The 23,400-nt window shown below is 51.1% G+C and carries 22 protein-coding genes and 1 tRNA gene; 16 read left to right on the forward strand and 7 right to left on the reverse strand.

The window, feature by feature from the left end:
* Window positions 1-103: 103 nt before the first annotated feature.
* A complete protein-coding gene (gene fusA, locus K4305_RS06240) occupies window positions 104-2,179 on the forward strand; it encodes an elongation factor G (RefSeq protein ID WP_331561530.1) in 2,076 nt (691 codons plus the stop codon).
* 78 nt (window positions 2,180-2,257) lie between these two features.
* Here fusA and K4305_RS06245 read toward each other — a convergent pair whose 3' ends face one another.
* The 3 genes from K4305_RS06245 to K4305_RS06255 form a co-directional block, all read right to left on the reverse strand.
* Window positions 2,258-3,001, reverse strand: a complete 744-nt coding sequence (locus tag K4305_RS06245) for a polyprenol monophosphomannose synthase (protein ID WP_331561576.1) — start codon at window positions 2,999-3,001, stop codon at window positions 2,258-2,260.
* A gap of 138 nt (window positions 3,002-3,139) precedes the next feature.
* Window positions 3,140-3,832 (reverse strand): indolepyruvate ferredoxin oxidoreductase subunit alpha, encoded by a 693-nt coding sequence (locus K4305_RS06250; RefSeq protein WP_331561531.1) that lies wholly within the window; start codon window positions 3,830-3,832, stop codon window positions 3,140-3,142.
* A gap of 89 nt (window positions 3,833-3,921) precedes the next feature.
* Entirely contained in the window at window positions 3,922-6,117 is a 2,196-nt protein-coding gene (locus K4305_RS06255; protein WP_331561532.1) for a photosystem I reaction center subunit IX, read from the reverse strand.
* Between the two features lie 402 nt (window positions 6,118-6,519).
* On the opposite strand from K4305_RS06255, the gene dapF reads away from it, so the two are divergent.
* From dapF to rd, 3 genes are all read left to right on the forward strand, one after another.
* Window positions 6,520-7,338, forward strand: a complete 819-nt coding sequence (gene dapF, locus K4305_RS06260) for a diaminopimelate epimerase (protein ID WP_331561577.1) — start codon at window positions 6,520-6,522, stop codon at window positions 7,336-7,338.
* A gap of 285 nt (window positions 7,339-7,623) precedes the next feature.
* Window positions 7,624-8,934, forward strand: a complete 1,311-nt coding sequence (locus K4305_RS06265) for a Glu/Leu/Phe/Val family dehydrogenase (RefSeq protein ID WP_331561533.1) — start codon at window positions 7,624-7,626, stop codon at window positions 8,932-8,934.
* Window positions 8,935-9,146: 212 nt separating this feature from the next.
* Window positions 9,147-9,323, forward strand: a complete 177-nt coding sequence (gene rd, locus K4305_RS06270) for a rubredoxin (RefSeq protein WP_331561534.1) — start codon at window positions 9,147-9,149, stop codon at window positions 9,321-9,323.
* A gap of 72 nt (window positions 9,324-9,395) precedes the next feature.
* On the opposite strand, the gene K4305_RS06275 is transcribed toward rd, so the two are convergent.
* From K4305_RS06275 to K4305_RS06290, 4 genes are all read right to left on the reverse strand, one after another.
* On the reverse strand, window positions 9,396-9,764 hold the full coding sequence (locus tag K4305_RS06275) for a response regulator transcription factor (RefSeq protein ID WP_331561535.1): 369 nt from the start codon (window positions 9,762-9,764) through the stop codon (window positions 9,396-9,398).
* Window positions 9,765-9,779: 15 nt separating this feature from the next.
* Window positions 9,780-11,987 (reverse strand): hybrid sensor histidine kinase/response regulator, encoded by a 2,208-nt coding sequence (locus K4305_RS06280; protein WP_331561536.1) that lies wholly within the window; start codon window positions 11,985-11,987, stop codon window positions 9,780-9,782.
* 100 nt (window positions 11,988-12,087) lie between these two features.
* On the reverse strand, window positions 12,088-12,747 hold the full coding sequence (locus K4305_RS06285) for a uridine kinase family protein (protein ID WP_331561537.1): 660 nt from the start codon (window positions 12,745-12,747) through the stop codon (window positions 12,088-12,090).
* 550 nt (window positions 12,748-13,297) lie between these two features.
* Window positions 13,298-13,369, reverse strand: a tRNA-Asn gene (locus tag K4305_RS06290).
* A gap of 161 nt (window positions 13,370-13,530) precedes the next feature.
* On the opposite strand from K4305_RS06290, the gene K4305_RS06295 reads away from it, so the two are divergent.
* The 12 genes from K4305_RS06295 to K4305_RS06350 all read left to right on the forward strand — a co-directional run bounded on the left by K4305_RS06295 (window position 13,531) and on the right by K4305_RS06350 (window position 23,398).
* Window positions 13,531-14,058, forward strand: coding sequence for a YceD family protein (locus tag K4305_RS06295; protein WP_331561539.1), 528 nt, complete (start codon window positions 13,531-13,533; stop codon window positions 14,056-14,058).
* A 25-nt stretch (window positions 14,059-14,083) separates the two neighbouring features.
* Window positions 14,084-14,275: a 50S ribosomal protein L32 gene (rpmF, locus tag K4305_RS06300; protein WP_331561540.1), complete on the forward strand. Its 192-nt coding sequence runs from the start codon at window positions 14,084-14,086 to the stop codon at window positions 14,273-14,275.
* A 25-nt stretch (window positions 14,276-14,300) separates the two neighbouring features.
* Window positions 14,301-15,326, forward strand: a complete 1,026-nt coding sequence (plsX, locus tag K4305_RS06305; RefSeq protein ID WP_331561541.1) for a phosphate acyltransferase PlsX — start codon at window positions 14,301-14,303, stop codon at window positions 15,324-15,326.
* Between the two features lie 93 nt (window positions 15,327-15,419).
* Complete coding sequence (locus tag K4305_RS06310) at window positions 15,420-16,406, forward strand: beta-ketoacyl-ACP synthase III (RefSeq protein ID WP_331561542.1); 987 nt, start codon at window positions 15,420-15,422, stop codon at window positions 16,404-16,406.
* 32 nt (window positions 16,407-16,438) lie between these two features.
* A complete protein-coding gene (gene fabD, locus K4305_RS06315) occupies window positions 16,439-17,353 on the forward strand; it encodes an ACP S-malonyltransferase (RefSeq protein WP_331561543.1) in 915 nt (304 codons plus the stop codon).
* Between the two features lie 41 nt (window positions 17,354-17,394).
* Window positions 17,395-18,132: a 3-oxoacyl-[acyl-carrier-protein] reductase gene (gene fabG, locus K4305_RS06320; protein WP_331561544.1), complete on the forward strand. Its 738-nt coding sequence runs from the start codon at window positions 17,395-17,397 to the stop codon at window positions 18,130-18,132.
* Between the two features lie 95 nt (window positions 18,133-18,227).
* A complete protein-coding gene (gene acpP, locus K4305_RS06325; RefSeq protein WP_331561545.1) occupies window positions 18,228-18,464 on the forward strand; it encodes an acyl carrier protein in 237 nt (78 codons plus the stop codon).
* Between the two features lie 55 nt (window positions 18,465-18,519).
* Window positions 18,520-19,767, forward strand: coding sequence for a beta-ketoacyl-ACP synthase II (gene fabF, locus K4305_RS06330; RefSeq protein WP_331561546.1), 1,248 nt, complete (start codon window positions 18,520-18,522; stop codon window positions 19,765-19,767).
* 23 nt (window positions 19,768-19,790) lie between these two features.
* Window positions 19,791-20,642: a ribonuclease III gene (gene rnc / locus K4305_RS06335; RefSeq protein ID WP_331561548.1), complete on the forward strand. Its 852-nt coding sequence runs from the start codon at window positions 19,791-19,793 to the stop codon at window positions 20,640-20,642.
* Window positions 20,643-20,728: 86 nt separating this feature from the next.
* Window positions 20,729-22,189, forward strand: a complete 1,461-nt coding sequence (gene gcvPB / locus K4305_RS06340; protein WP_331561549.1) for an aminomethyl-transferring glycine dehydrogenase subunit GcvPB — start codon at window positions 20,729-20,731, stop codon at window positions 22,187-22,189.
* An 84-nt stretch (window positions 22,190-22,273) separates the two neighbouring features.
* Window positions 22,274-22,786: an HNH endonuclease gene (locus K4305_RS06345; RefSeq protein ID WP_331561550.1), complete on the forward strand. Its 513-nt coding sequence runs from the start codon at window positions 22,274-22,276 to the stop codon at window positions 22,784-22,786.
* Between the two features lie 30 nt (window positions 22,787-22,816).
* Complete coding sequence (locus K4305_RS06350) at window positions 22,817-23,398, forward strand: nucleoside deaminase (protein WP_331561551.1); 582 nt, start codon at window positions 22,817-22,819, stop codon at window positions 23,396-23,398.
* Window positions 23,399-23,400 lie beyond the last annotated feature (2 nt).

Consider the following 23,400-nt stretch of genomic DNA (forward strand, 5'->3'; position numbering starts at 1 on the left):
GGAGTAATGAGCTGTTTCTACCGGAGTATATCCTGCAGCAGCCTGCCGCTCTTTTAATACTGGCCCGCAAGACCGCAATTCAATTCAACCAAGGAGTCCTGCCATGCAAGCAGTCCGACCAGAACAACTGCGCAACATTGTCATCACCGGCCATGCCGGATCGGGTAAAACCATGCTTTGTGAATCGCTTGCCCTCGCGATGGGCGTCATCAACCGACTGGGAAGCATCGACGACGGAAACACGCTTTCCGATTATGCCGCAGACGAAATCCAGAGAAAACACAGTCTCAACACCAGTCTCATACACGGCTTCTGGAATGACTGTAAAATCAACACCATCGATACTCCCGGCCTGCTGGATTTCCATGGCGACGTCAAATCGGCAATGCGGGTTGCCGATACCGTGATTATTGCCGTTAACGCATCGACTGGCGTTGAGGTCGGTACGGACTCGGTCTGGGAATATACCAGGGAGTACTACAAGCCGACAATGTTCGTGCTCACAAAACTCGATGCCGACAGAACAAGCTTCAATAATACTCTTGACGAACTCAGAGACCATTTCGGCCATCAGGTAACGCCGATACAGTTCCCTGCAGAAGAGGGACTCGGCCACCATATTCTGATCGACGTTCTGATGATGAAACAACTGGAGTTCAGTCCCGACACACCCGGAAGCATGAAGATATCTCCCATACCGGATCTTTATCTTAAACGTGCTGAAGAACTCCATCAGCAGCTTGTCGAAACCGTTGCCGAGACCGACGAGGAGCTGATGAACAGGTTCTTCGAAGTCGGCACGCTGACCGAGGACGAACTGCGTACGGGCATTAAATCCGCATTGCTGACCAGAACGTTTTTCCCTGTTTTCTGCACATCTCCGCTGCATCTCATCGGCACTGAACGGCTTTTGAACGGTATCGTAAACCTCTGTCCGTCTCCGATGGAACGAGGCCCGGAGCATTCGACCTGTTCTGTCGATGAAACAGATAAACTTCTGCAGCCCGATCCTGACGGCCCGACGGTCGCATTTATCTTCAAAACCATGTCAGAACCCAGAGTAGGCGAAATATCCTATCTGCGGGTATACTCCGGACACATCGAAACCGGTCATGAGCTGATCGACGTCCAGACAGGACAGATAGAAAAGATCGGTCAGGTCTATACCATGCTCGGGCAGAAAAAAACCCCTGTGGAAAAACTGCTTGCCGGAGACATCGGCATGGTAGTGAAGCTCAAGGATGCACATACCAATGACACTCTCGCAGACAAGGGCTCCAATTGCCGAATCACCCCTATCACGTTTCCGGAACCCGTTTTCGCGTCAGCAATCATACCTGTTTCCCAGGGAGACGAAGAAAAAATCTCTTCCGGTCTGCACCATCTCCACGAAGAAGATCCGAGTTTCGCCATTGCCCACGACATTGAGTTCAATCAGACCATCATCAAAACTCTGGGCGAAACGCATCTTGAAATCATCATCAGCCGACTGCAGAATAAATTCAATGTTCAGGTCGAAACAGCACCCATAAGAATTCCTTACCGCGAAACCATCCGACTTAGCGCGACGGCACAGGGTAAGTATAAAAAGCAATCAGGCGGCAGGGGGCAATACGGAGATGTCTGGCTCAGGCTCGAACCTGCAGAAAGAGACAGTGGTTTTGTTTTCTCCAGTGAGGTAGTGGGTGGAGTTGTCCCCACACGTTACCTCCCGGCAGTTGAAAAGGGCGTCCGCGAAGCCATTGCATCTGGTGTGCTGGCGGGTTTTCCGGTTATCGACCTCAAGGCAATCGCCTACGATGGCTCCTACCACCCTGTAGACAGTTCGGAATTCGCCTTTAAAATAGCGGCAAGCATGGCATTCAAAGCGGCATTCGAAAAAGCCAAACCGCTTCTGCTCGAGCCGTTCTTCGATCTTACGGTTCATGCTCCCGAACAGTATACGGGTGAAATTGTCGGTGACATATCCAGCAGAAGAGGCAAAATTCTCGGTATGGATACCGATGCCCGTTTTCAGGTAGTAAAAGCCCTGATACCACAGGCGTCTCTTGCATCGTTCCATCAGTCACTGACGCGGCTGACGCAAAGCAGAGCTAAATACACCTACAGCTTCAGTCATTATGAGGAAGCGCCACAGGATATCATGCAACAGGTAATTGCTGAAAACAAACAACATTGACGCCCTTTCCGGAAGGGATATACCTGAAAATACAAGTAAATGGGTTAGCACGAGCCAACCCGTTTACTTGTTCAATTCTCAGAGAACACCGGCAACAGACTTGAATTTAAGCCACCAGACTATCCATACGGCTTCCCGAATGTTTCTTTTCGTCATTTTGGATTTGCCGACAGTCCTGTCGGTAAAGACTATCGGTACTTCGCTGATCAGAAAGCCTTTTTTCCATGCCCTGAAATTCATCTCGATCTGAAAGGAATACCCTTGCGAATTGATTCGATCAAGATCCAGCCCTTCAAGAACTCTGCGCCTGAAGCATTTGAATCCGCTGGTCGGATCTGAAACCGGCATACCGGTTATCAGACGAGTGTAGAGGCTTGCAACCTTCGACAGTATAAGACGGCTTAGCGGCCAGTTGACGACGTTAACCGTATTGTTCATATAGCGCGATCCTATAACCAGATCCGAATGTTTTGCTGCACCAAGCAATAAAGATATCATTTCGGGATCGTGGGACATATCGGCATCCATTTCTATTATATAGCCGTAATGGTTCTGCAGCGCATATCTGAAACCCGCAAGATAAGCCGTACCAAGTCCCTGCTTGCGCTCTCTCTGCATGAGGCCAAGACCGGCATAACTCTTCTGCAGATCCATTACAATACCAGCCGTTCCATCTGGCGAATTGTCGTCGATAACAAGCACATCCAGGCCGGAGGGATAGAGGTTAAACACCTTTTCGATAACTCGCTTTATATTCTCCGACTCGTTATAGGTAGGAACGATAACAAGCACATCCGAACGGATACTGCCCGCAGGCATCATCTCGCTAACTTCCGGCAGGTCATCCGGTTGATTTCTTGTTTCCGTCATAGGGCAATAGTACCTGTTCAAATAAAAAAGCATTGCCCTTTCCAGGGGGCAATGCTTTTCATGTTCTCATTCAGTATCAGGCAGACCTCATCAACGAACCTCTCGATGGAACCGGTGCAGAAACCGAAGATCGAAATCGAGCCGTTCCGGAGGGGTATAGGAAAAATCAAGTACCGCTCCATCCGGAAGCACCTCTATCAATGCGCCTGAAGGACACTCATCGCCGGAAAAACATGCCGAGCATGATATGCAGGCATCCTGATCGATATAGCATCTGAATCCGCCCTCCTGAACGTCGCCGTAGAACTTGTAACCTATGGCATTGACTTTCGGGGGGCATTTGTCCAGACACAAACCGCAGCCGACGCAGAGATTTTCAATGATGAAATAATGCTTTTTTGCTCTTGGTGCCGCTTTTGCTACTGGTGCGCCCTTGGGAGCAGGTGCTGCGCCTCCTGCAGGCGCGCCTTTGGCCGCAGGAGCAGCCGGTTTGGCTCCAGGTGCAGGTTTAGCCCCGCCGGAAGCAGGTTTGGGTGCCGGCTTGGGAGCGGCCTTTTTAACCGGAAGCGCCGATTCCTGAGGGAGCCCGGTTCTTCCGAGATTGACATTCAACGGATCAAGGCGCGGCTTTCCTGAAGTCTGCTTTGGTGCTGAAGCCTTTGGTTTCGCCTGAACCTGCTGCTTGGCTGCCGGTGCGGGCGTTTTTGGGGCGGCAGGCGCCGCTTTGGCTGCTGGCGCGGCAGGCTTTGGAGATATATCTGGCTGTTTGACAGGCTCGGCCATAAAAACCCTCCTCTTAAATTGACAAATGGAATAAGCGTTAACGGGCCAAAATAACCCGGAGGAGCGGAGGCTCCTCCGGAATGGACAACTCAGGCGACAAGCTTGATCAGGAAGTCAACGACCTGGGTCAGCATCTGCTGTCCCGACACTGTAGCATCAGCTACAGGCGGAGGCAGTGGCTTATCAGTCTGATAGAATCCGTTACCGATAAAGAGGAACACCAGCATGAATGTGCCGCCGAAATAAAGGAAGGTTCCGGCAAGCTTCGAATCGGAAATCGTCAGAACCGGGAAGCGGAACGAAACATCCCTGTTGAGGAACTTCTTTCCGAGCCAGCGGATCGTACGGGTCTGAATATCGGCACCTTCAAGACGGGATCCGCGATCTTCAAACCAGACAGCGAAGCTGATGAACCATACCAGGTGACCGATCATGAGAATCACGGAAAGATGAGAGCTCGAGAAAATCGTCACCGTTTCCGTCCAGAAATAATAGAAGATTCCGGAGGTATAGTGATGAGCAAGACCGGCTACAGAATCCCAGGCCTTCGCATCGGCTACAGGTACGCCGTACATCATCGAAGCGATCCATGCGCCGTCGATGTACCAGCAGACAGCCGAAAGACCCTTGACTCCCCAAAGCATGGCGAACCAGAGCTGATCCTGGATGGAGACACCGCAGGTACCACCGTAAACCGGGCCGAGGCAGGGGAAGGAGTAGGAGTTCTTCTTCAGTCCGAGATCATCCCACAGCGGCGATGTATGAGAGAAAAACGCTATGCGTACAAGAGCGATAAGCGAGAACAGCGAACCTGCGGTTATGACGTGAGCCATTACCCAGTCGTTGATGCTTGGATCGGCAAACATCCACTGGAACATCGGAAGAGGCTTCAGCCAGTAGAACGACATCATGATGTTTGTGCCGAAGATGTTCAGCTCGCAAATGGTATTCCATACGATAACCGCATAAACGGAAAGCATTGTGGCAAAGCAGAGCGCCATGACGGTACCGAGAATCTTGACCTGAACTTCCTGATCGCGACCTTTGGTGATCCAGATGGACTTGATCTGGCTGTAGAGGCCGTTCAGCTGAATCTTGAGCAGGTACTGACCGCCATGATAGACGCCGGCGAATACATAGAGAACGCCGCAGATGATGTGGTTGAATGTGATAAGGTTGATAACAACCCTCGACATGCCGAAGGCTTCGCCGTTTTTCGGAAGAATAGCGTATGGCGCAAATTCGGCAAACTCCTTTTTACCGGAAATGATCCTGCCGCCTTCCTCAATAAAATCGTAGCTGACGCGGTTGAACGGCTCACCATAGAGATAAAAAACGAGACTGTCGAGTTCCTTGTAGTAGGCATGGAAAGAAGGCTGCTGGAATGCCACGAAAGCAATCACGCCGAGAGCGATATTGATGTACCCTATCGCGGTCAGGTGTACAGAAAAAGCCGCCTTCATATCATCGTTGAGATGAATGGCCGCATTGGGAGGGTTGTTCCACCAGTAGATGCCGAGCGCGAAGAAAATGACGGCAAAGACGAAGGACATGAACGTTTCGGAATTGATCGTCTGGAAATCGGGAATCGGAGGAATTCCGAGAGCAAACCACATCATCAGACCCCAGCCGAGGAAAAGCAGAGACATGTAGACGGTGTGCGGTCCAAGAGCGTCTTTGTAGGTCTTTGCGCTGGTGCCGTTGAAAACCATATCGCCGAACTTGCCGAGAAAACGGAAGTCACGGAAGTTGCCTGCCCTTCCCGTAAAGGGATTCGTCAGGTTGTGCGTCCAGTGACGCCAGCCTCCGAAAAGCAGAATCGAACCGGAAATGACGTGCAGAAGAGCCCACCCGAGAAGATTGGTGGCCGCCTGCTGAAGATCGGCGGTACTGGTACTGTAGGTATCGATCCCGAGAGATACCATTCTTGGCTTGATGGTCAGATAGAACCAGTTGTCGTGAAAACCTGGCGACCCCCAGGGAAATACCTGGATACCGGAGATGTAATAAATTGCCATGAGAAAGCCCATGACGCCGAGAAGGGCGAGATGACCGCCGACAACCTGCTCGTCATCGAGTTTGTCGGTATCGAAAACCTGATACCACTTCGTAGTTCTCGTCTCTGTCCTCTGGAACAGAAATCTCCTCATTTTGGCGGCATCCTGTTCCTTGATAACGGACGGACTGCCTGGTGCGCCATTTCCCTTGGGGGATGGAGCATTCCCCTTGGGAGGTGGGACAGATCCCTTTGGCTTGACTCCTGCAGGATTCACTTGTTCAGCCATTGTATTCTCTCCTTTGTTTGGTCGTATTTCAGGTTGAAGAAACCGAAAAGAAAATCTTTGCGTTATGCCTTGAGTCACCGGCACTCACCGGTCCGTTTTCAGATAATTAAACGCATGATGAATGCCGGTCTGGAAGGCAGTCGTCATATGTTCCTCATGAAAAACAAACAAGGAATACAGAACAGATCTACTGATTTCGAAAGGCCGTACGCCCTATAAATCACTTGACACAGTAGCAAATAAAATAAGAAAAATTATTTAATAATAAATTTTTTTGCCGCGGCTTTCCGCATGCACCTCTGTATTTTAGCCCATCTAAGTCATTGAAAACCATGGTATTCCCTCATGTGTCAACGAGGGATACGTTATTGCTACATCATAAGAGAACTGAACCTTTTCGCCATGAAGATCGATTTCATAAAACTCTCGGGAGCAGGAAACGACTTTATCGTTATCGACAACAGAAGCTTATCGCTGAGGCTCTCTGCAGAACAGATCCGGTCGCTTTGCGCAAGACGAACGGGAATCGGCGCGGACGGACTTATCCTGATTGAAAAGTCGGATCAGTTCGATTTCCGCATGAAATACCATAACGCCGACGGCCTGCCTGGTTCCATGTGCGGCAATGGCGGGCGGTGCGCCGTCTATTTCGCGCACTCGATCGGAATTCCTTCGGCAGATCATAATGTTTACGTTTTCGAAGCGAACGGCAACCGTTACGATGCCTCGGTTACAGACCGGGAGATAGTAAAACTGCATATGCTTGACCCGCATGATTTCCGCGACAGTCTTGCCGTTGAAGGATTCGACTGCCACTTTGTGGACACAGGATCTCCGCATGCCGTCATATTTTCTCCCCATGGCGAACTCGATAGGATCAACGTTTACAGCGAAGGCCGCGCAGTGAGACACAGAACGGATATTTTTCCTGGCGGCACCAATGTCAACTTTCTTGAAATCGTCGCTCCGGACAGCATAAACGTAAGAACATTTGAAAGAGGGGTTGAGGACGAAACCCTGGCCTGCGGAACCGGTGCGGTGGCATCTGCGATCATGAGTTATCGGCTCGGCAGAGTATCGAGCCCGACCGTCAGCGTCAGGGTAAGGAGCGGCGATACCCTTACAGTGTCATTCAGCGAGAATCTTACATCGGTAACGCTGACAGGCCCGGCAAAAATCATCTATCGGGGCACGCTGGAACTGCCTTTGTCCGAGACATGAGCCATAAGCTCACCTCCTTTATTACGATCATATTTCCGTGCTCTCGAAATCGCGGCACGGAATCGTCGCCCTTCCGTTTCGAACACGACAGAACCCTTCATTTTCTCACTCTCCGGTTTACCATATAAAGACCCTGCTTACAAGACCTTAACGGGCCGTCAGAAACCCGATAAATAATTTCTACATTTCTGTATATTTCCGATTACTTATCTGAGCAGCATCCTCCCCCGTTCTGTTCTCATGAGCTTATTCCGTCTTATTTCCTTTCATTAAATAACGCCGACAATGAATGAAAGAAACGAATCGTCGCAATGCACCTGTCCTGACATGATCATCGAAACAGACGGCTTTTCAGACAACAATCCATTCCGGATTGCACGAAAACAGCTGGATGAAGCCGCCGCGATCATGAACCTCGACCATGCATCGCATGAAATCCTCCGCTGGCCGCTCCGGGAACTGCACGTGGCTATGCCGGTAAAAATGGATAACGGTACCACCAGAATCTTTCATGGTTTCCGTGTTCAGTACAACGATGCCCGTGGACCCAACAAGGGAGGAATCCGTTTTCATCCGGATGAAACGATCGATACCGTAAGGGCTCTGGCTGCATGGATGACCTGGAAAACCGCGGTACTGGATCTTCCTCTCGGAGGTGGTAAAGGCGGGGTGATCTGCGACCCCAAATCCATGTCGAGCGGTGAACTCGAACGGTTATCCCGAGCCTATATCCGCCAGGTGGGCCGCATGCTCGGTCTTGAAAAAGACGTTCCTGCTCCCGACGTCTACACAACACCCCAGATTATGGCCTGGATGGCGGACGAGTACTCTTTTATGCAGGGAAACAACGAATTCGGAGTCATTACCGGCAAGCCTATCGCGCTTGGCGGTTCTGCCGGAAGGACTGACGCCACTGCCCGCGGAGGAATCTACTGCGTTCGTGATGCGGCGGAAGTTATCGGTATGAACCTTGCCGGAAAAAAAGCAGCGGTACAGGGATATGGAAACGCAGGTTATTATGCGCATAAACTTGCCGTAGATATCCTCGGTATGAAGGTCGTTGCCGTTTCGGACTCAAAAGGCGGCATCCATAATCCTGACGGCCTTGATTACACGGAGGTCATCGCCCATAAACAGGCAACCGGCTCGGTAAACGATTTTCCCGGAAGTTCGGCCATTTCGAACGAAGAGCTGCTTGAACTCGATGTCGACGTTCTTTTTCCTTCGGCGCTCGAATCGGTGATAACGAGCACGAATGCGGCAAACATCAAAGCACGCATCGTAGCTGAACTTGCCAACGGCCCGACAACTCCCGAAGCCGACAACATCCTCTACAATAACGGAGTATACGTCATTCCCGATTTTCTCTGTAATGCAGGAGGCGTAACCGTGTCGTACTTCGAAATGGTGCAGAATACCTATGGATTCTACTGGGAGGAGGAGGAGATTCATAAACTGCTTGATAAAAAAATGACAGCGGCATTCCTGAAAGTTCATGAAACTGCAGGAAAATACAGTATCCACAATCGCCTTGCCGCTTATATCGTCGCCATTGAACGGGTTGTAGAAGCAATGAAGCTTCGTGGATGGGTATAAGGCAATCCCGAAGCAGGGCAGGTAGGGTGCGGAACCCTTTTTCGGACGGCAGAGTCGATTGACGGGAAAATTTTCGGGCATCCCCGTAAGAACTTTTTGGCACCGACTCTGCGTTATGATTCCCGTTCGTGAACATAGTCATGCCGAAGGCATTACCTGCATGACATCTGAACACAGGAACAACAAACAGCAACTTAAACGGAGGTAACAATATGCAAAAATGGGTCTGTACTCCTTGCGGGTATGTTTACGATCCCGAAGTCGGAGATATCGACAGCGGCATCGAACCCGGAACGCCTTTCGAGGATCTCCCCGAAGACTGGGTCTGCCCGGTATGCGGTGTGGATAAAACGCTTTTTGAACCCTACGACGAGCGCCGCGGAAGATAAGCGCAGATAAAAAAAGAAACAGCTCCAGTTAAAGGCGCTGTTTCTTTTTTCCTTATGAAAACAGCTTGCAGATCATCGAAGCAGGAGCCCTATTCTGTCTGCGAACTCCTCGAGATTGAAGGGTTTGGTAATATAATCCACGGCGCCGAGCTGCAATCCTTTCTCGCGGTCTTCGCTGCTGTCCTTTGCTGTCAGCATAACAAGGGGCACCGCACAATAATCCGGATTCCCCTTGATAAGAGAAGTCAGTGAAAATCCATCCATGCCTGGCATGGAGATATCCACAACGATGAGATCGGGTTTTTCGCCGCTTTCGAGTATCTCAAGTGCCGCGGCGGCATCGCCCGCCGTCAGTACGGTGAACTTCCGTCCGAGGTTATGCGCCAGAAGCCGCCGTATGTTTGCGGAATCATCGACAATAAGTATGACGTGTCGTTTCATGTCAGGATTTGATTGTCAGGGTTTATCAGATTGCTCAGGCAAAGGAAGACGAACAAGAAACTCCGCCCCTTCCGATACTCTGCTCTTTACCGTTATAGTACCTCCATGGGCTTCGACGATTTCCCTGGCTATAGAAAGACCCAGACCTGTGCCATCGACAGCGGTTTCTGAATGTTCGACCCGGTAAAACTTTTCGAAAACCTTTTCGAGATCCTCTTCGGGAATACCCGGCCCGTTATCCTTTACGCTGAAAAACATCGAATTATCATCATATGAGAGCAAGACGTCAACCCTGCCGCCCGAAGGGGTAAATTTCAGCGCATTGCCGATAATATTGATGGCAACCTGTTTCAGGGCATCCGGATCTGCATAGAGATGCTTTGAAGGAGCATGTACCTTCAAATGCAGTTCGATCATTTTTTCATCGGCCCTGATTTTCAGGTTCCTGCAAACTTCCGAAATCGTAACAGACGGATCGATTTCACTTTTTTTATAGGATACCCTTCCGGAATCTATGCGTGAAATCATCAGAACATCCTCTATAAGAGAGGAAAGCCTTTTACTTTCATCATGAATAATGGAGAGAAATTCCATTCTTGTCGCACGATCGAGTTCGTCCTGCTCCCTGAGTAACGTACCGGTAAACCCGAGAATCGAGAAAAGCGGCGTTCTCAACTCATGGGATACCGTAGAAATAAAATCGTTTTTCATCCTGATATTTTCTCTGACAAGCCGCTCTGAACGCTTTTGTTCGGTAATATCCCTGAAAATACCGACAAACCACAGGTTCCCCTCTGTCATGAACATTGCCGAAGTCAGGTGAACATCGATTCGGAGTCCATGACCGGTCACTATCTGTGTTTCAAGCATCCTTGGCTGGCTCAGGCCATCGCTGCCGAACGATGCCGCAGCTTCTTCACGCAGCTCCTCCGGGTAAAGATCCCCGACATGCAGTCGGGAAAGATCTTCAGGAGAATAGTCGAAAAACCTCTCTGCCTGGGTGTTCCATTCGACAAGAGTTCCGCTTTCGGCGTCGGCGACAATAATGGCGTCAGGAATAGCGCGAAAAAGATTCAGATATTTTTTCCGATTTTCGTCAAGCTTCTGCTCGGCCTCTTTAAGTTCGGTAATATCGACAACGATACCCCGAAAACCTGAGAACCCGTTTCTGTCGGATATGGGCGCAGCATACACAAGCGCCGGAAAACAGGAGCCGTCCCTTTTGAATACCCTGAATTCATGACTGCCCAGCCTGCCGGTTATTTTTTTTGCATTCAGGCCCCGCAGCACCCTGGACCTGTCGCCCTGAGCGAAAAAATTGAGCGCATGAAGCCCCTTTTTCATCTCTTCCCTGCTATACCCGAAGGTTACGAACCCTGCCCGGTTAGAATAGGTGACGAAGCCTTTTCTGTCCGTTTCAAAAACCGGCTGCGGCAGGAGATCGGCAAGATCCCTGAAACGGCGTGTACTTCGAAGCAGAGCCTCCTTATTCTTTCTGACATCGGTTATATCCTGTATCAGCGCGAGAACATGGGACGGAATCCTGCCCTTATTGCCGACAGGACTGATTATGGCATGCGCCCAGCAATGACCGCCGGCTGCATTTCTGTTACAGAAATCGCCCTGCCAGACCTTTCCGGCAACCATGGCTTTTCTGATATTTGAAGGAAGTTCTGCCGAATCGCATCGGGCAAACGCAGTATCGGCATCAGGAGCAAGAGCGCCGAACACAGAAGAAAAGGCGCTGTTGGCATATTCGACGTTTCCCCCGGCATCGGTAATGACAACTGCTACCGGGCTCTGGTCAACAGCCGCAGACAGCAGTCTGACCTGCTGACGGAGAGCGCATTCTGAAAATGCGTTTTTCAGAACAACCGCCAGACGGTTGGAATCGACCGGCTTTGTGAGATAATCGTATGCGCCCATTTTAATGCACTGCACAACAAGATCGATATCGCCGGAACCCGATATCATGATAACCGGCATCACATCGTTGCTCTCCATGAGAAAACGCAATACATCCATCCCGCTTTTACCCGGCATATGGACATCAAGAAGCATCGCGTTGAAAGACGAAGTACGCAAAAGCGCAATTGCCTCGTCGCCTTCAGAAACCATAACGGGGCGATAGCCGAGATTCGATACGATCCTGGATATTTCCTGCCGGACAAGCGCACTGTCATCGGCAATAAGAACCGTTGTCCCGTCACCCTTTTTCGGCATAAGAGAGTATATTGATGGCTTGAACGATACCTTGGTTATCGACGGGAAACGGATCTGCCGGAACCGACAGTTCTGTTTCAGGAACAGTCAGCCGTCCTGATCAATCACAGAAAAGCACCTTGTATTCCCGGCTGACAAATGTATTGGCAAGACGCCTGAGCTTCAGTGCGCTCTGGTGTTCTTTTTCCAGCACCTGCCAGCGATGCTCATCGGTCGACTCCTTTCCCCTGAGCAACTGATTCTTTTTTGTCTCGTGGTACGTCAGTTCGATATAGACGCCGAGATCGATACCGTCCGTCGCAATTGCATAAAGACCGTCGATGACTAGCATGTCGATAGATGAAAAATCGGTAATAAGCAGATCCACATCTTCGGTGATGATATCGACACAAGGCATGCTGGCCTTACGGCCCCTCCTGAAATCCTCGATATTGCGATTCAGCCATGCATGGTCATATTCGTCAGGACCTACCGACTCGAAATTGTTCCGCTCACGCTCGGCACGACGCAACTGAGGCTCAACCCTGTAGTAGTTATCCGTGTGCAGAATCTTGACCCTTATCCCTTCTTTTTTCAGGACAAGAGCCAGGGAGTGCGCAAGCTCGGATTTACCTGCGCCGGACTCCCCTGAAATAGCCACAATGAAGCGATATCCCGGAAACTCCTCCTCTTTCGCCTGCTTTTCGACAAGGACTCGTTCAGAAATCGCCTCTGCGGCTTTTTTATGTTTTTCGCTGATGAGAAGAATATCGCTAAGCACGGCACCTGGGGGTTACAAGTTGCTTGATAACGGCACCACGGAAGCATAACCGACAAAGCACGGGAATCGTAATGACCGGCTTTGTTAATCTTACCAATATAAGAAAAACGTAATACCATTCAGCAAACAGTAAGCCGCATAAATTGCCATGAACTCGCTCATTACGGAACAAAGCGGCGGACATCAACGCGTTTCGGCGATATCACACTCAAGGGTACCTCGAAAAAGTGTCGTGAGCACCCGGAGTGCAAGGCGGACGGAGCGGAATCGCGTGGCGCATAGCGCCTTACCAATAACAGCATCCATTGGCGACAACAAGATGTATAAACGCTCTCCGGCTGTTGTGGCATACAACTCTTCGTTCGGGATCCGGTGCTCGGAATCGGGTGATAATGATGTGGAATAAGAAGTCCCCTGGTTCGAAGCAGAAAATACAGAGGCAGCAGGCTGGCGGATACTGCTTCGGACATCGAGATCACGCCTGATTTGCAGAACTTCCGATAAACAGGAAAAGGCAGAAGCGCTTTCAGGTACTTCTGCCTTTTTTCGGCTCCGCGAGTAGGATTCGAACCTACAACCCTTCGGTTAACAGCCGAATGCTCTACCATTGAGCTATCGCGGAGTATATCCCGCTGAATGGGCTGTAAATATACAATCCGTTTCTTTTTTTCCAAAGATCAATCGTCATTTTTTTCACCTTTTGATCCCGATTGCGCATTCTGACGCTTTCATTTTCCATAATAATTTTCGTACATTGGTGTTCTTTTATTGAAAAGAAGGCATATGCGTAAAGAAAAAGCACTGATAGAGATCCGGATAGCGGGTCTTATGCAGGGATCCCATACGTTCGATTTTACCTGCAGGGCTGAGGATTTCATGGATAAGGGGCTGAACGACGCGGTTTTTTCGAGAGACATATCGGTACAGGTAATCGCAGAAAAAACCGAAAACGAAATCACGGTTATCATAAGAACCGCAACGACAGCCGATTTCACCTGCGATATCTGTCTTGCTCCGCTTGAACGGGAACTCACCGGAGAGTATCGCATTGATTATCTTTTCGACACCGAACCTGAAAATCCGGAAAACAGCGACGAAGATTACCGCATGATCGACAGGAACGCCATATCGATCGATCTTACCGAAGATGTGCGGGAAACCCTCCTGCTTTCTGTGCCGATGAAAGTTACCTGTACGGATAATCCCGACTGCAGACTGTTCGTTGGAAACACGGAACCGGAAGATCCGCCTGAAAATGAAAAAAGTACCTGGCAGGATTCTCTCGAAAAGCTGAAAAACAAGTATCGTTAACCGACTATAAAATCAGAGGACAACCATGGCAAATCCGAAAGCCAAAATGTCGAAATCCAGAAGGGATAAAAGACGTGCCCAGTTCAATGCCCGCACCAAAGCAGCGATGACTGTCGTCTGCCCGAACTGCGGCGAACCGACGCTGCCTCACCGCGCCTGCCGTCATTGCGGCCATTACCGCGGCAGAGCTGTCGTGACCAAATCCGCCAACAGCTGATTAAACAAATACAGGATTACCCGTCATGCTGACCATCGCCGTTGATGCCATGGGCGGAGATAACGCTCCAGCCTGCGTAATTGAAGGAACCATTCAGGCTCTTCGGGAAAGCGGCAACCGGTTTTCCGTCGTACTGATCGGACAGGCAGAAAAAGTCGAACCGTTGCTTGCCGGACAGGATACTGAAGGATTGAACCTCAGGTTTGTGCATGCTCCTGAAGTGGTTACCATGGATGACATTCCTGCCATTGCCGTTAAAACGAAACAGGAATCATCTCTGGTCAGGGGCCTTAAAATGTGTAAGGCCAAAGAAGCCGATGCCTATGTAAGCGCCGGAAACACCGGAGCGCAGATGGCTGCATCCCTTTTTGTGCTCGGCAGATTGCCGGGCGTCCAGCGCCCTACGATTTACGCTTATTTCCCGAGAATCCAGGAAGGACTCACGAACATTGTCGATGTCGGGGCGAACATGGACTGCAAACCGGAGCATCTTGTGCAGTTTGCCGAAATGCTTACCATCTATCAGCGTTTCGCTGCAGGCATCGAACAACCGGTTACCGGGCTGCTCAATATCGGCGAAGAAGAAGGAAAAGGACCGGAAGTTCTCAAACAGGCATACAGGCTTCTGAAAGAAGCCGACAGTAAGGGAAAAATCTCTTTTGCCGGCAATATCGAAGGGCACGACATTCTCAAGGGAAATGTCAGTATCGTTGTCTGTGACGGCCTCGTTGGAAACACCATCCTGAAGTTCGGCGAAAGCATTCCCGAATTTCTCGGTTCCCTGCTCAAACCTGCCCTGCAGAAGCTTGTCGCGTCCGGAGAACTTGACACGGCAGCCGCAACTCTGGCTTCGTCCGTATTTAAAAGCATGTTTGAACCTTTCGACGTCGAGAAGTTCGGAGGCGTCCCCTTCCTGGGGGTTGACGGCATCTCGATTGTCGGCCATGGCCGGTCATCGTCGCGCGCCATTAAAAACATGATATTCATGGCTGAGCATATGATTGAAAAGAAGGTCAACGCCCACATTGCGGAAATGCTCTCCGAAGAGTAGCGACCTTTCCCATCATCGCATCAACTGCTGCATGGATCGGCATTCATGCGGAAGAACATGACAACCCTGTACAGAAATAACCTCTTAGAACGCATGAAAGCTGCAATAACGGCTACCGCCAAATACCTTCCCTCCGGCGTTATCACCAATCTCGACCTCGAAAAGCTTCTTGAAACAAACGACGACTGGATCCGCAGCAGAACAGGAATCAGCGAGCGTCGAATCGAAAAAGATCCTGCCAGGGCGACATCGTTTCTCTGCGGAGAGGTCGCAAAGCAGCTTCTCGAAAAGCGTGGCATTTCAGCAGAAGAAATCGAACTTGTCATTGTGGCTACAATGACCCCCGATATGCTCTTCCCGTCAACAGCCTGCCTCGTACAAAGCATTATCGGAGCATCGAACGCATGGGCGTTCGATCTGAACGCAGCCTGTTCAGGTTTTATTTTCGCGCTCAGCACAGGTGCAAGCTTCATTGAATCGGGAGCACATAAAAAGGTCATGGTAATCGGAGGCGATAAAATGTCTTCGATCGTCGATTATTCTGACCGGTCGACGGCGATCCTTTTCGGCGACGGCGCAGCCGGTGTGATTCTTGAGCCTGCCGACGACGGCTACGGCATTCTCGATACGAAACTTTACTCTGACGGCACAAACGGAAAAGATCATCTTCTAATGACCGGCGGAGGAAGCCTGCATCCCGCAACGCACGAAACCGTTGACAAGCGGATGCACTACATCCATCAGGATGGCAGGCAGGTATTCAAGTCCGCAGTAACTGCCATGGCGGATACCGCTGCCGAAATCATGCTCCGCAACAACCTCGATGCTGAAAACATCGCATGGCTGGTACCTCATCAGGCAAATCAGCGTATTATTCATGCCACAGCCGAACGCATGGGCCTAAGCGACGAAAAGGTCATGTCTAACATAGCTCATTACGGCAATACCACGGCCGGCACCATACCGATCTGCCTGGCAGAGCTTGAAGAACAGGGAAAACTGCACAAAGGATCGAATCTCGTGCTTGTCAGTTTCGGAGCGGGCTATACCTGGGGCGGCATGTACGTCCGGTGGCAGTAATCCATTTACTCACACATCAGAACCAGCCATAAATGAAAGCATTCGTATTTCCGGGGCAGGGGTCCCAGTATTGCGGCATGGGCAGGGATATTTTCGAAGCGTTTCCTGCAGCGGAAGAGCTTATGAAAAAAGCCGATGCTATCCTCGGATTTTCCATGACCGGCATCATGTTCAATGGAAGCGAAGAGGATCTCCGCCAGACAAGGTATACCCAGCCGGCCATTTTCCTCCATAGCATGGCTATAGCCGCATTGATCGGCAACGAGGGCATAGCTATGGCTGCCGGACACAGCCTCGGAGAATACAGCGCCCTCTGTTTTGCCGGCGCCATCTCATTTGAGGATGCCATGCGTATTGTCGCCAGAAGAGGGGAACTGATGCAGAAAGCCGGAGAGGAGAATCCCGGCTCCATGGCTGCGCTTATCGGCATGCAGGACAGCGCCGTCGAAGCGCTTCTGGCCGAAGCATCCCCGGAGGGAACCGTTCAGGCTGCCAACTTCAACTCCCCCGGTCAGGTGGTCATATCCGGAGATATTGCCGCTGTCAGAAAAGCAGTCGAACTTGCGCCTTCGCACGGCGCAAGAATGGCAAAGGAGCTCGTTGTATCCGGAGCCTTCCATTCTCCGCTCATGAAACCTGCAGAGCAGGAACTTGCCGAAGCGCTCGAACTTGTCGATATTCATGATGCAGGAATTCCCGTGTGCATGAATGCTGTTGCAGTTCCCGTCACTTCTGCCTCAGAGATCAGAAAAAACCTTATCAGGCAGCTTACAAGTCCGGTGTTGTGGACCCAGTCGATCGAAGCGATGGTGAACAACGGAGTAAACGACTTCATAGAGGTCGGCCCTCAGAAAGTACTGCAGGGACTCATTAAAAGAATCGACAAATCGGTTACAACTGCAGGAGTCGATACGGCAGACGATGTCAGCAGGCATATTACGGCTTGACAGAAGCGGATTCTAAACTTAAAACAGAAAAGACAGGAAACATGCTTGAAGGAAAAATTGCAGTAGTGACCGGCGCAGCCAGAGGAATCGGACAGGCGATCGCTTTTGATCTTGCAGCAAAAGGGGCAGGAGTGGTCGTATGCGATATCAGGGAGGAGTGGCTTGCCGAAACAGCAGAAGGAGTTCGGAATCTTGGTCGCGACGTGTGGTGCCGTGAACTCGATGTAACGAACACTGACGCGGTACAGAACGTTTTTGGAGAAATAGCCGAAACAACCGGAAGAATCGATATCCTCGTCAACAATGCGGGCATCACACGTGACGGTCTTCTGATGAGAATGAGCGAAGAGGACTGGGATGCCGTACTGACGGTTAACCTGAAAGGAACGTTTGCCTGCACCAAAGCCGTGACCCGGATCATGATGAAGCAGCGCTCCGGCTCCATCGTCAACATAGCGTCCGTCATCGGACTTATGGGAAATGCCGGACAGGCCAACTATGCCGCTTCGAAAGGCGGAGTGATTTCCTTCACCAAATCGGTGGCAAAAGAGTTCGCCTCCCGCAATATCCGAGTCAACGCAGTCGCTCCCGGATTCATCGCATCAAAAATGACCGATGCGCTCTCCGAAGAGGTAAGAAACAAGATGCTCGATGTCATTCCGCTTGCCAGATTCGGTCAGCCTGAAGATGTGGCAAGGGTAGTTTCATTCCTTGCAGGCGACGATGCGGCATACATTACCGGAGAGGTGATAAACATCAGCGGCGGCATGGTCATGTAGAATGCGCTGTTTGAGTAAGCTTTTTTTCTTTGTATATTGCCGAACACTTTCATTTTTTTTATCCACAACAAACCATTAAACAGGAGAACAGAGCAATGAGCGAAGCTGAAATTAAAGACAAGGTGTACGATATTATTGTCAGTAAAATGGGCGTCAACAAAGACCAGATCAAACCCGAATCGAAGTTTTCCGATGACCTTGGCGCAGACTCACTCGATACCGTCGAACTGATCATGGAGCTCGAGAACGAATTCGGCGTTCAGATCCCGGATGAAGATGCAGAGAAAATCAGCACCGTACAGCAGGCTATCGATTACATCGCCAAAAAGTAATTACTCCGCCAGGTATCCTTTGATTGCCCGGAACAACGAAACGAACACACAACAGATGGGTCAGGAACGCAAACGAATTGTCGTTACAGGAATCGGAGTTCTGTCTCCGATCGGCCTCAGCAAAGAAGAGTTCTGGACCTCCCTGGTTCAGGGCAGAAGCGGCGCCGCGCCGATCACCTATTTCGACACTGCCGGCTTTGCAACAACCTTTGCATGCGAGCTGAAAAACTTTTCCGCGTCCGATTACATGGACAGAAAATCAGCCGATCGCATGGATCCATACTGTCAATATGCCGTTATTGCCGCAGAACAGGCCCTGAACGATTCGGGGCTTGACCTGCAGGCGATCGATCCGCTCCGGATCGGTGTTGTTCATGGCTCCGGCATCGGAGGAATGACAACCTACGACCAGCAGTTCAGAGCCTATCTTGAACGCGGACCCAGAAGGATCAGCCCGTTCTTCATTCCGATGCTTATCCCGGACATCGCTGCCGGTCAGATTTCAATGAAATTCGGCCTGATGGGCCCGAATCATGCGACGGCATCCGCCTGCGCGACGTCACTGCACGCCATAATCGACGCATGGATGATACTTCAGCTCGGCATGGCAGACTATATGGTCTGCGGAGGCTCGGAAGCGCCAATCACGCAGATGAGCGTCGGAGGCTTCAATGCTGCGCGTGCCCTTTCGACGGCAAATGAACATCCCGAGACAGCGTCACGACCTTACGACCGCGACCGCGACGGATTCGTCATGGGAGAAGGAGCAGGTTCTCTTGTACTCGAAACTTACGAATCAGCAGTAGCGCGCGGCGCAAAAATCTATTGCGAAATCGCCGGTGTCGGAGCAACTGCCGATGCTTACCACCTGACTGCCCCTCACCCGGAAGGAGCCGGCGCAGTCAATGCGATGAAGGCAGCGCTTTCCGTGGCCGGGATAGGACCGGAAAGGATCGACTACATCAACACTCACGGTACAGCAACGCCGCTTGGCGACATTGCCGAAATCACGGCAATCAAAAAGGTCTTCGGTGAACATGCAAATAAACTCAGTATCAGCTCTTCGAAATCCATGACAGGGCACCTGCTGGGTGCCGCAGGCGTCGTAGAGTCCATCGTCTGCATTCTTGCAATGCAGAATGCCATGGTGCCGCCGACAATCAACAACGAGAATCTCGATCCTGAAATAGATCTTGATATAACGCCGAACCAGCCGAAACAGCGAATCATCAACTATGCGCTCAATAACGGATTCGGATTCGGGGGACATAACGCCACGCTTATTTTCAAAAATCAGTCATAGTATCTTATTGTGACACTCCGCTTATGGAGCAGTTCTGGCAGAAACTGACCGGGTTCGCCTTCAACCGTGCTCAATCCTCCGAAAATGGCGAAGATGATTCCTATCGGAACAGAACAAATCTGCTGCCGGAAAACCTCCGCGCGTTAATCGACAGTGTTGCAGCAGGACCCGGCAACAATCCGGAAATCTATCTGACTGCGTTTACCCACCGCTCTGTTACCCACGATCCCCGAACTGCCGACACTCAGTCCAATCAGCGACTGGAATTTCTCGGTGACGCAGTGCTTGATCTGGTCATTTCGGAATATCTCTACCGCCTTTTTCCGGAAAGCTCCGAAGGTGAGCTTTCTAGCAACAGGGCAAAAATTGTCAATCGTAAATCCCTCGCCGGATTCGCCGGAAGCATGGGACTTGCCGACTACCTCGTTATCGGAGAATCCGCGGACGACGAAAAAATCAAAACCAGCGAATCGGCTCTGGCAGACGTTTTCGAATCGCTGACCGGAGCTATCTATCTCGACAAGGGGCTGGACGCCGCTCGCTCCTTCGTTATGAAGCAGGTGATCGGACATGTGAATTTCCAGACAATCGTTGCTGCAGAACACAATTATAAAAGCCGCCTGATAGAGTATACCCAGTCCCGTCACATTGCTCCTCCCGTCTATACCGTCATCGCCGCAGAAGGTGCCGAACACGAGAAAGTTTTCACTGTGGAGGTCACCTGTGAAGGCCGGCCATACGGAAAGGGTACCGCCCAGAGAAAAAAGGATGCCGAACAGTTTGCAGCAAGAGAAGCCATGGAAATGCTGGCAAAAGAAGAACACGAAACAGTACTGCAGAAACCGTCCCGTTCCGGAAGTAATCAGCCATTATAAATCCCCGCAGGTTTGAGCTTTTCGCCGCAGTGCTCTATATTGCTTATCATTTCAAGCCTCAGACCACTTCACGACGCTGCGCAACCATGAGAGAACAACTGATTTTCGACTTATCCAGAGAGGGCCGTAAAGGATACAGCCTCGCACCGGGCGACATTCCGGAACTGACACCGGAAAAGGCTTTGCCTGCCAAATTCCTGAGAAAACAGCCCGCAGACCTTCCCGAAATTCCGGAAAGCGAGGTGGTCAGGCATTTTATACGGCTTTCCAACCTGAACTACCATGTCGACAAAAACATGTACCCTCTCGGCAGCTGCACGATGAAGTACAACCCGAAAGTCAACGATGCTGCGTGCGATCTTGCAGGTTTCAGCGAACTTCACCCGCTGCAGCCGGAAAAAACCGTACAGGGCGCCTTGCAGATGATGTACGAGCTCAGCGGCATGCTTGCCGAAATCGCCGGAATGGCAGCCGTCAGCCTGCAGCCGGCCGCTGGCGCCCATGGAGAACTTGCCGGAATACTCCTGATAAGAAAATATCATGAGGCAAGAGGCTCGAAACGCACGAAACTTCTCGTCGTAGACTCGGCTCACGGTACCAACCCGGCATCTGCAGCAATTGCAGGTTATTCGATCGTATCTGTAAAAAGCGCTTCAGACGGAAGGACCGACCTCGCCGACCTCAGGGAAAAACTTGACGACGATGTAGCGGCCATCATGCTCACCAATCCTAATACCATAGGGCTGTTTGAAAAGGATATCCTCGAAATAGAACGCATGGTGCATGAAAACGGCAGCCTGCTCTACATGGACGGCGCGAACATGAATGCGCTGCTCGGCATTACCCGCCCCGGCGACATGGGATTCGACGTCGTGCACTACAATCTCCATAAATCCTTTTCAGCGCCGCACGGAGGAGGAGGACCCGGAAGCGGACCGGTCGGTGTCAGCGAAAAACTGATTCCCTATCTTCCCGTACCGATTGTCGAAAAAATCGTCGGCCCTGAAGGAACCGTTTACCGGCTCAATAGCGAATGCTCCGGGAGTATAGGCAGAATGATGAACTTCTACGGCAATTTCGCCGTACTCATCAGGGCATATACCTACATCAGAATGCTGGGCTCAGAAGGGCTCAGAAGGGTTTCTGAAAACGCCATCATCAATGCGAACTATCTCCTCGGACGCCTTGACGAGAGGTACGAGTTGCCCTATCCGAAACCGGTAATGCACGAGTTCTGCCTTTCCGGTGACCGTCAGAAAAAGCGGCACGGCGTCAGAACGCTTGATATTGCCAAAAGAATTCTCGACTACGGCTTTCATGCCCCTACCATCTATTTCCCATTGATCGTAAGCGAGGCGCTTATGATAGAACCGACGGAAACAGAGACGAGGGAAAGCCTCGACATGTTTGCTGATGCCCTTCTGAGTATTGCCGACGAGGCCGAAACATCTCCGGAACTGGTGCTTTCAGCGCCTGTATCTACTCCGGTCAAACGCCTCGATGAAGCACAGGCCTCCCGCCAGCTGAACATCTGCTGCCCGGGATAAGGCAGCGGAAATGTAACGAAAAGTTCACAGAGGGCATTTTGCCGCGGCAGTATCCGGAGGTATACTTTAACAAAAACCGGGAAAATGTCCTTGCTCAGTTCAAAAGTTCTGGTACTGAACAGCAGTTACGAACCCTTGAGCATCTGCGATGCCCAGAAGGCCGTTCTGCTGCTGTTCTGCGGAAAAGCAGTACCTGTTGCGGACCATCCTGAACATGTGGTCTGTACGGTCTCCCGCCGTTTCCCGCTTCCGAGCATCGTGCGCCTGAACGTATTTGTGCGGGTTCCATTCAAACGAATAATGCTGAACAGGAAAAATGTGCTCCGGCGGGATGCTTTCCGATGCCAATATTGCGGACGCGGCGATCTTGACCTTACGGTCGATCATATGCTCCCGAAATCCAGAGGCGGAGAGGACTCCTGGGAAAATCTCATAACCGCCTGCTATCGCTGCAATACGAAAAAAGGCAACAGAACGCCGGCAGAAGCCGGGATGCCTCCCCTCTCCAGACCGGTACGCCCAAATCACATCGTATTCATGCAGCAGTTCACCGCTGCGGTTTCGGAGGACTGGAAACCCTACCTGTTCATGAGCTGAACGCGCCGATTTGACATAATCACAACTCGAATGATATTCTGTAATACACTTGACATACTGCCCCGGCCAGCCGCCGCATTTATTGAAACTTTGCCCGAACTCATAGCAGAAGAACGCAAACGCATGCTTGCAGTCATCGAACTATCTCGATTGAATGCAGCTCATCGCACGGGCGGGCCATTCGGCGCCGCGGTCTTTGAATCGGCAACCGGCAGGCTGATTGCCGCAGGCGTCAACCTCGTGGTCGAAAGCCGCTGCTCCCATGCCCATGCGGAAATGGTTGCGCTGGCCGCCGCTGAGCAACGATTAGAGACCTTCGATCTCGGAATGCATAACACCGCTCTTGAGCTCGTCACATCGACCGAACCCTGCGCAATGTGTTTCGGCGCGATCATCTGGTCGGGAATCAGAAGGATCATATCGGGAGCAACCGGCTGCGATGCAGAAGAAGCCGGGTTCGACGAAGGCCCGAAACCGGCAGACTGGAAAGAGTGTCTCGAACATCGCGGAATCTCCGTATTGACGGAACTTTGCAGACTCGAAGCACGCGCGGTACTCATGAGTTACCGCGATACCGGAGGCATCATCTATAATCCGCATCGAACCATATAGCT

Origin of the sequence: Chlorobium sp. (assembly GCF_036528655.1) — a bacterium.
In the GTDB taxonomy this organism is placed as follows: Bacteria; Bacteroidota; Chlorobiia; order Chlorobiales; family Chlorobiaceae; genus Chlorobium.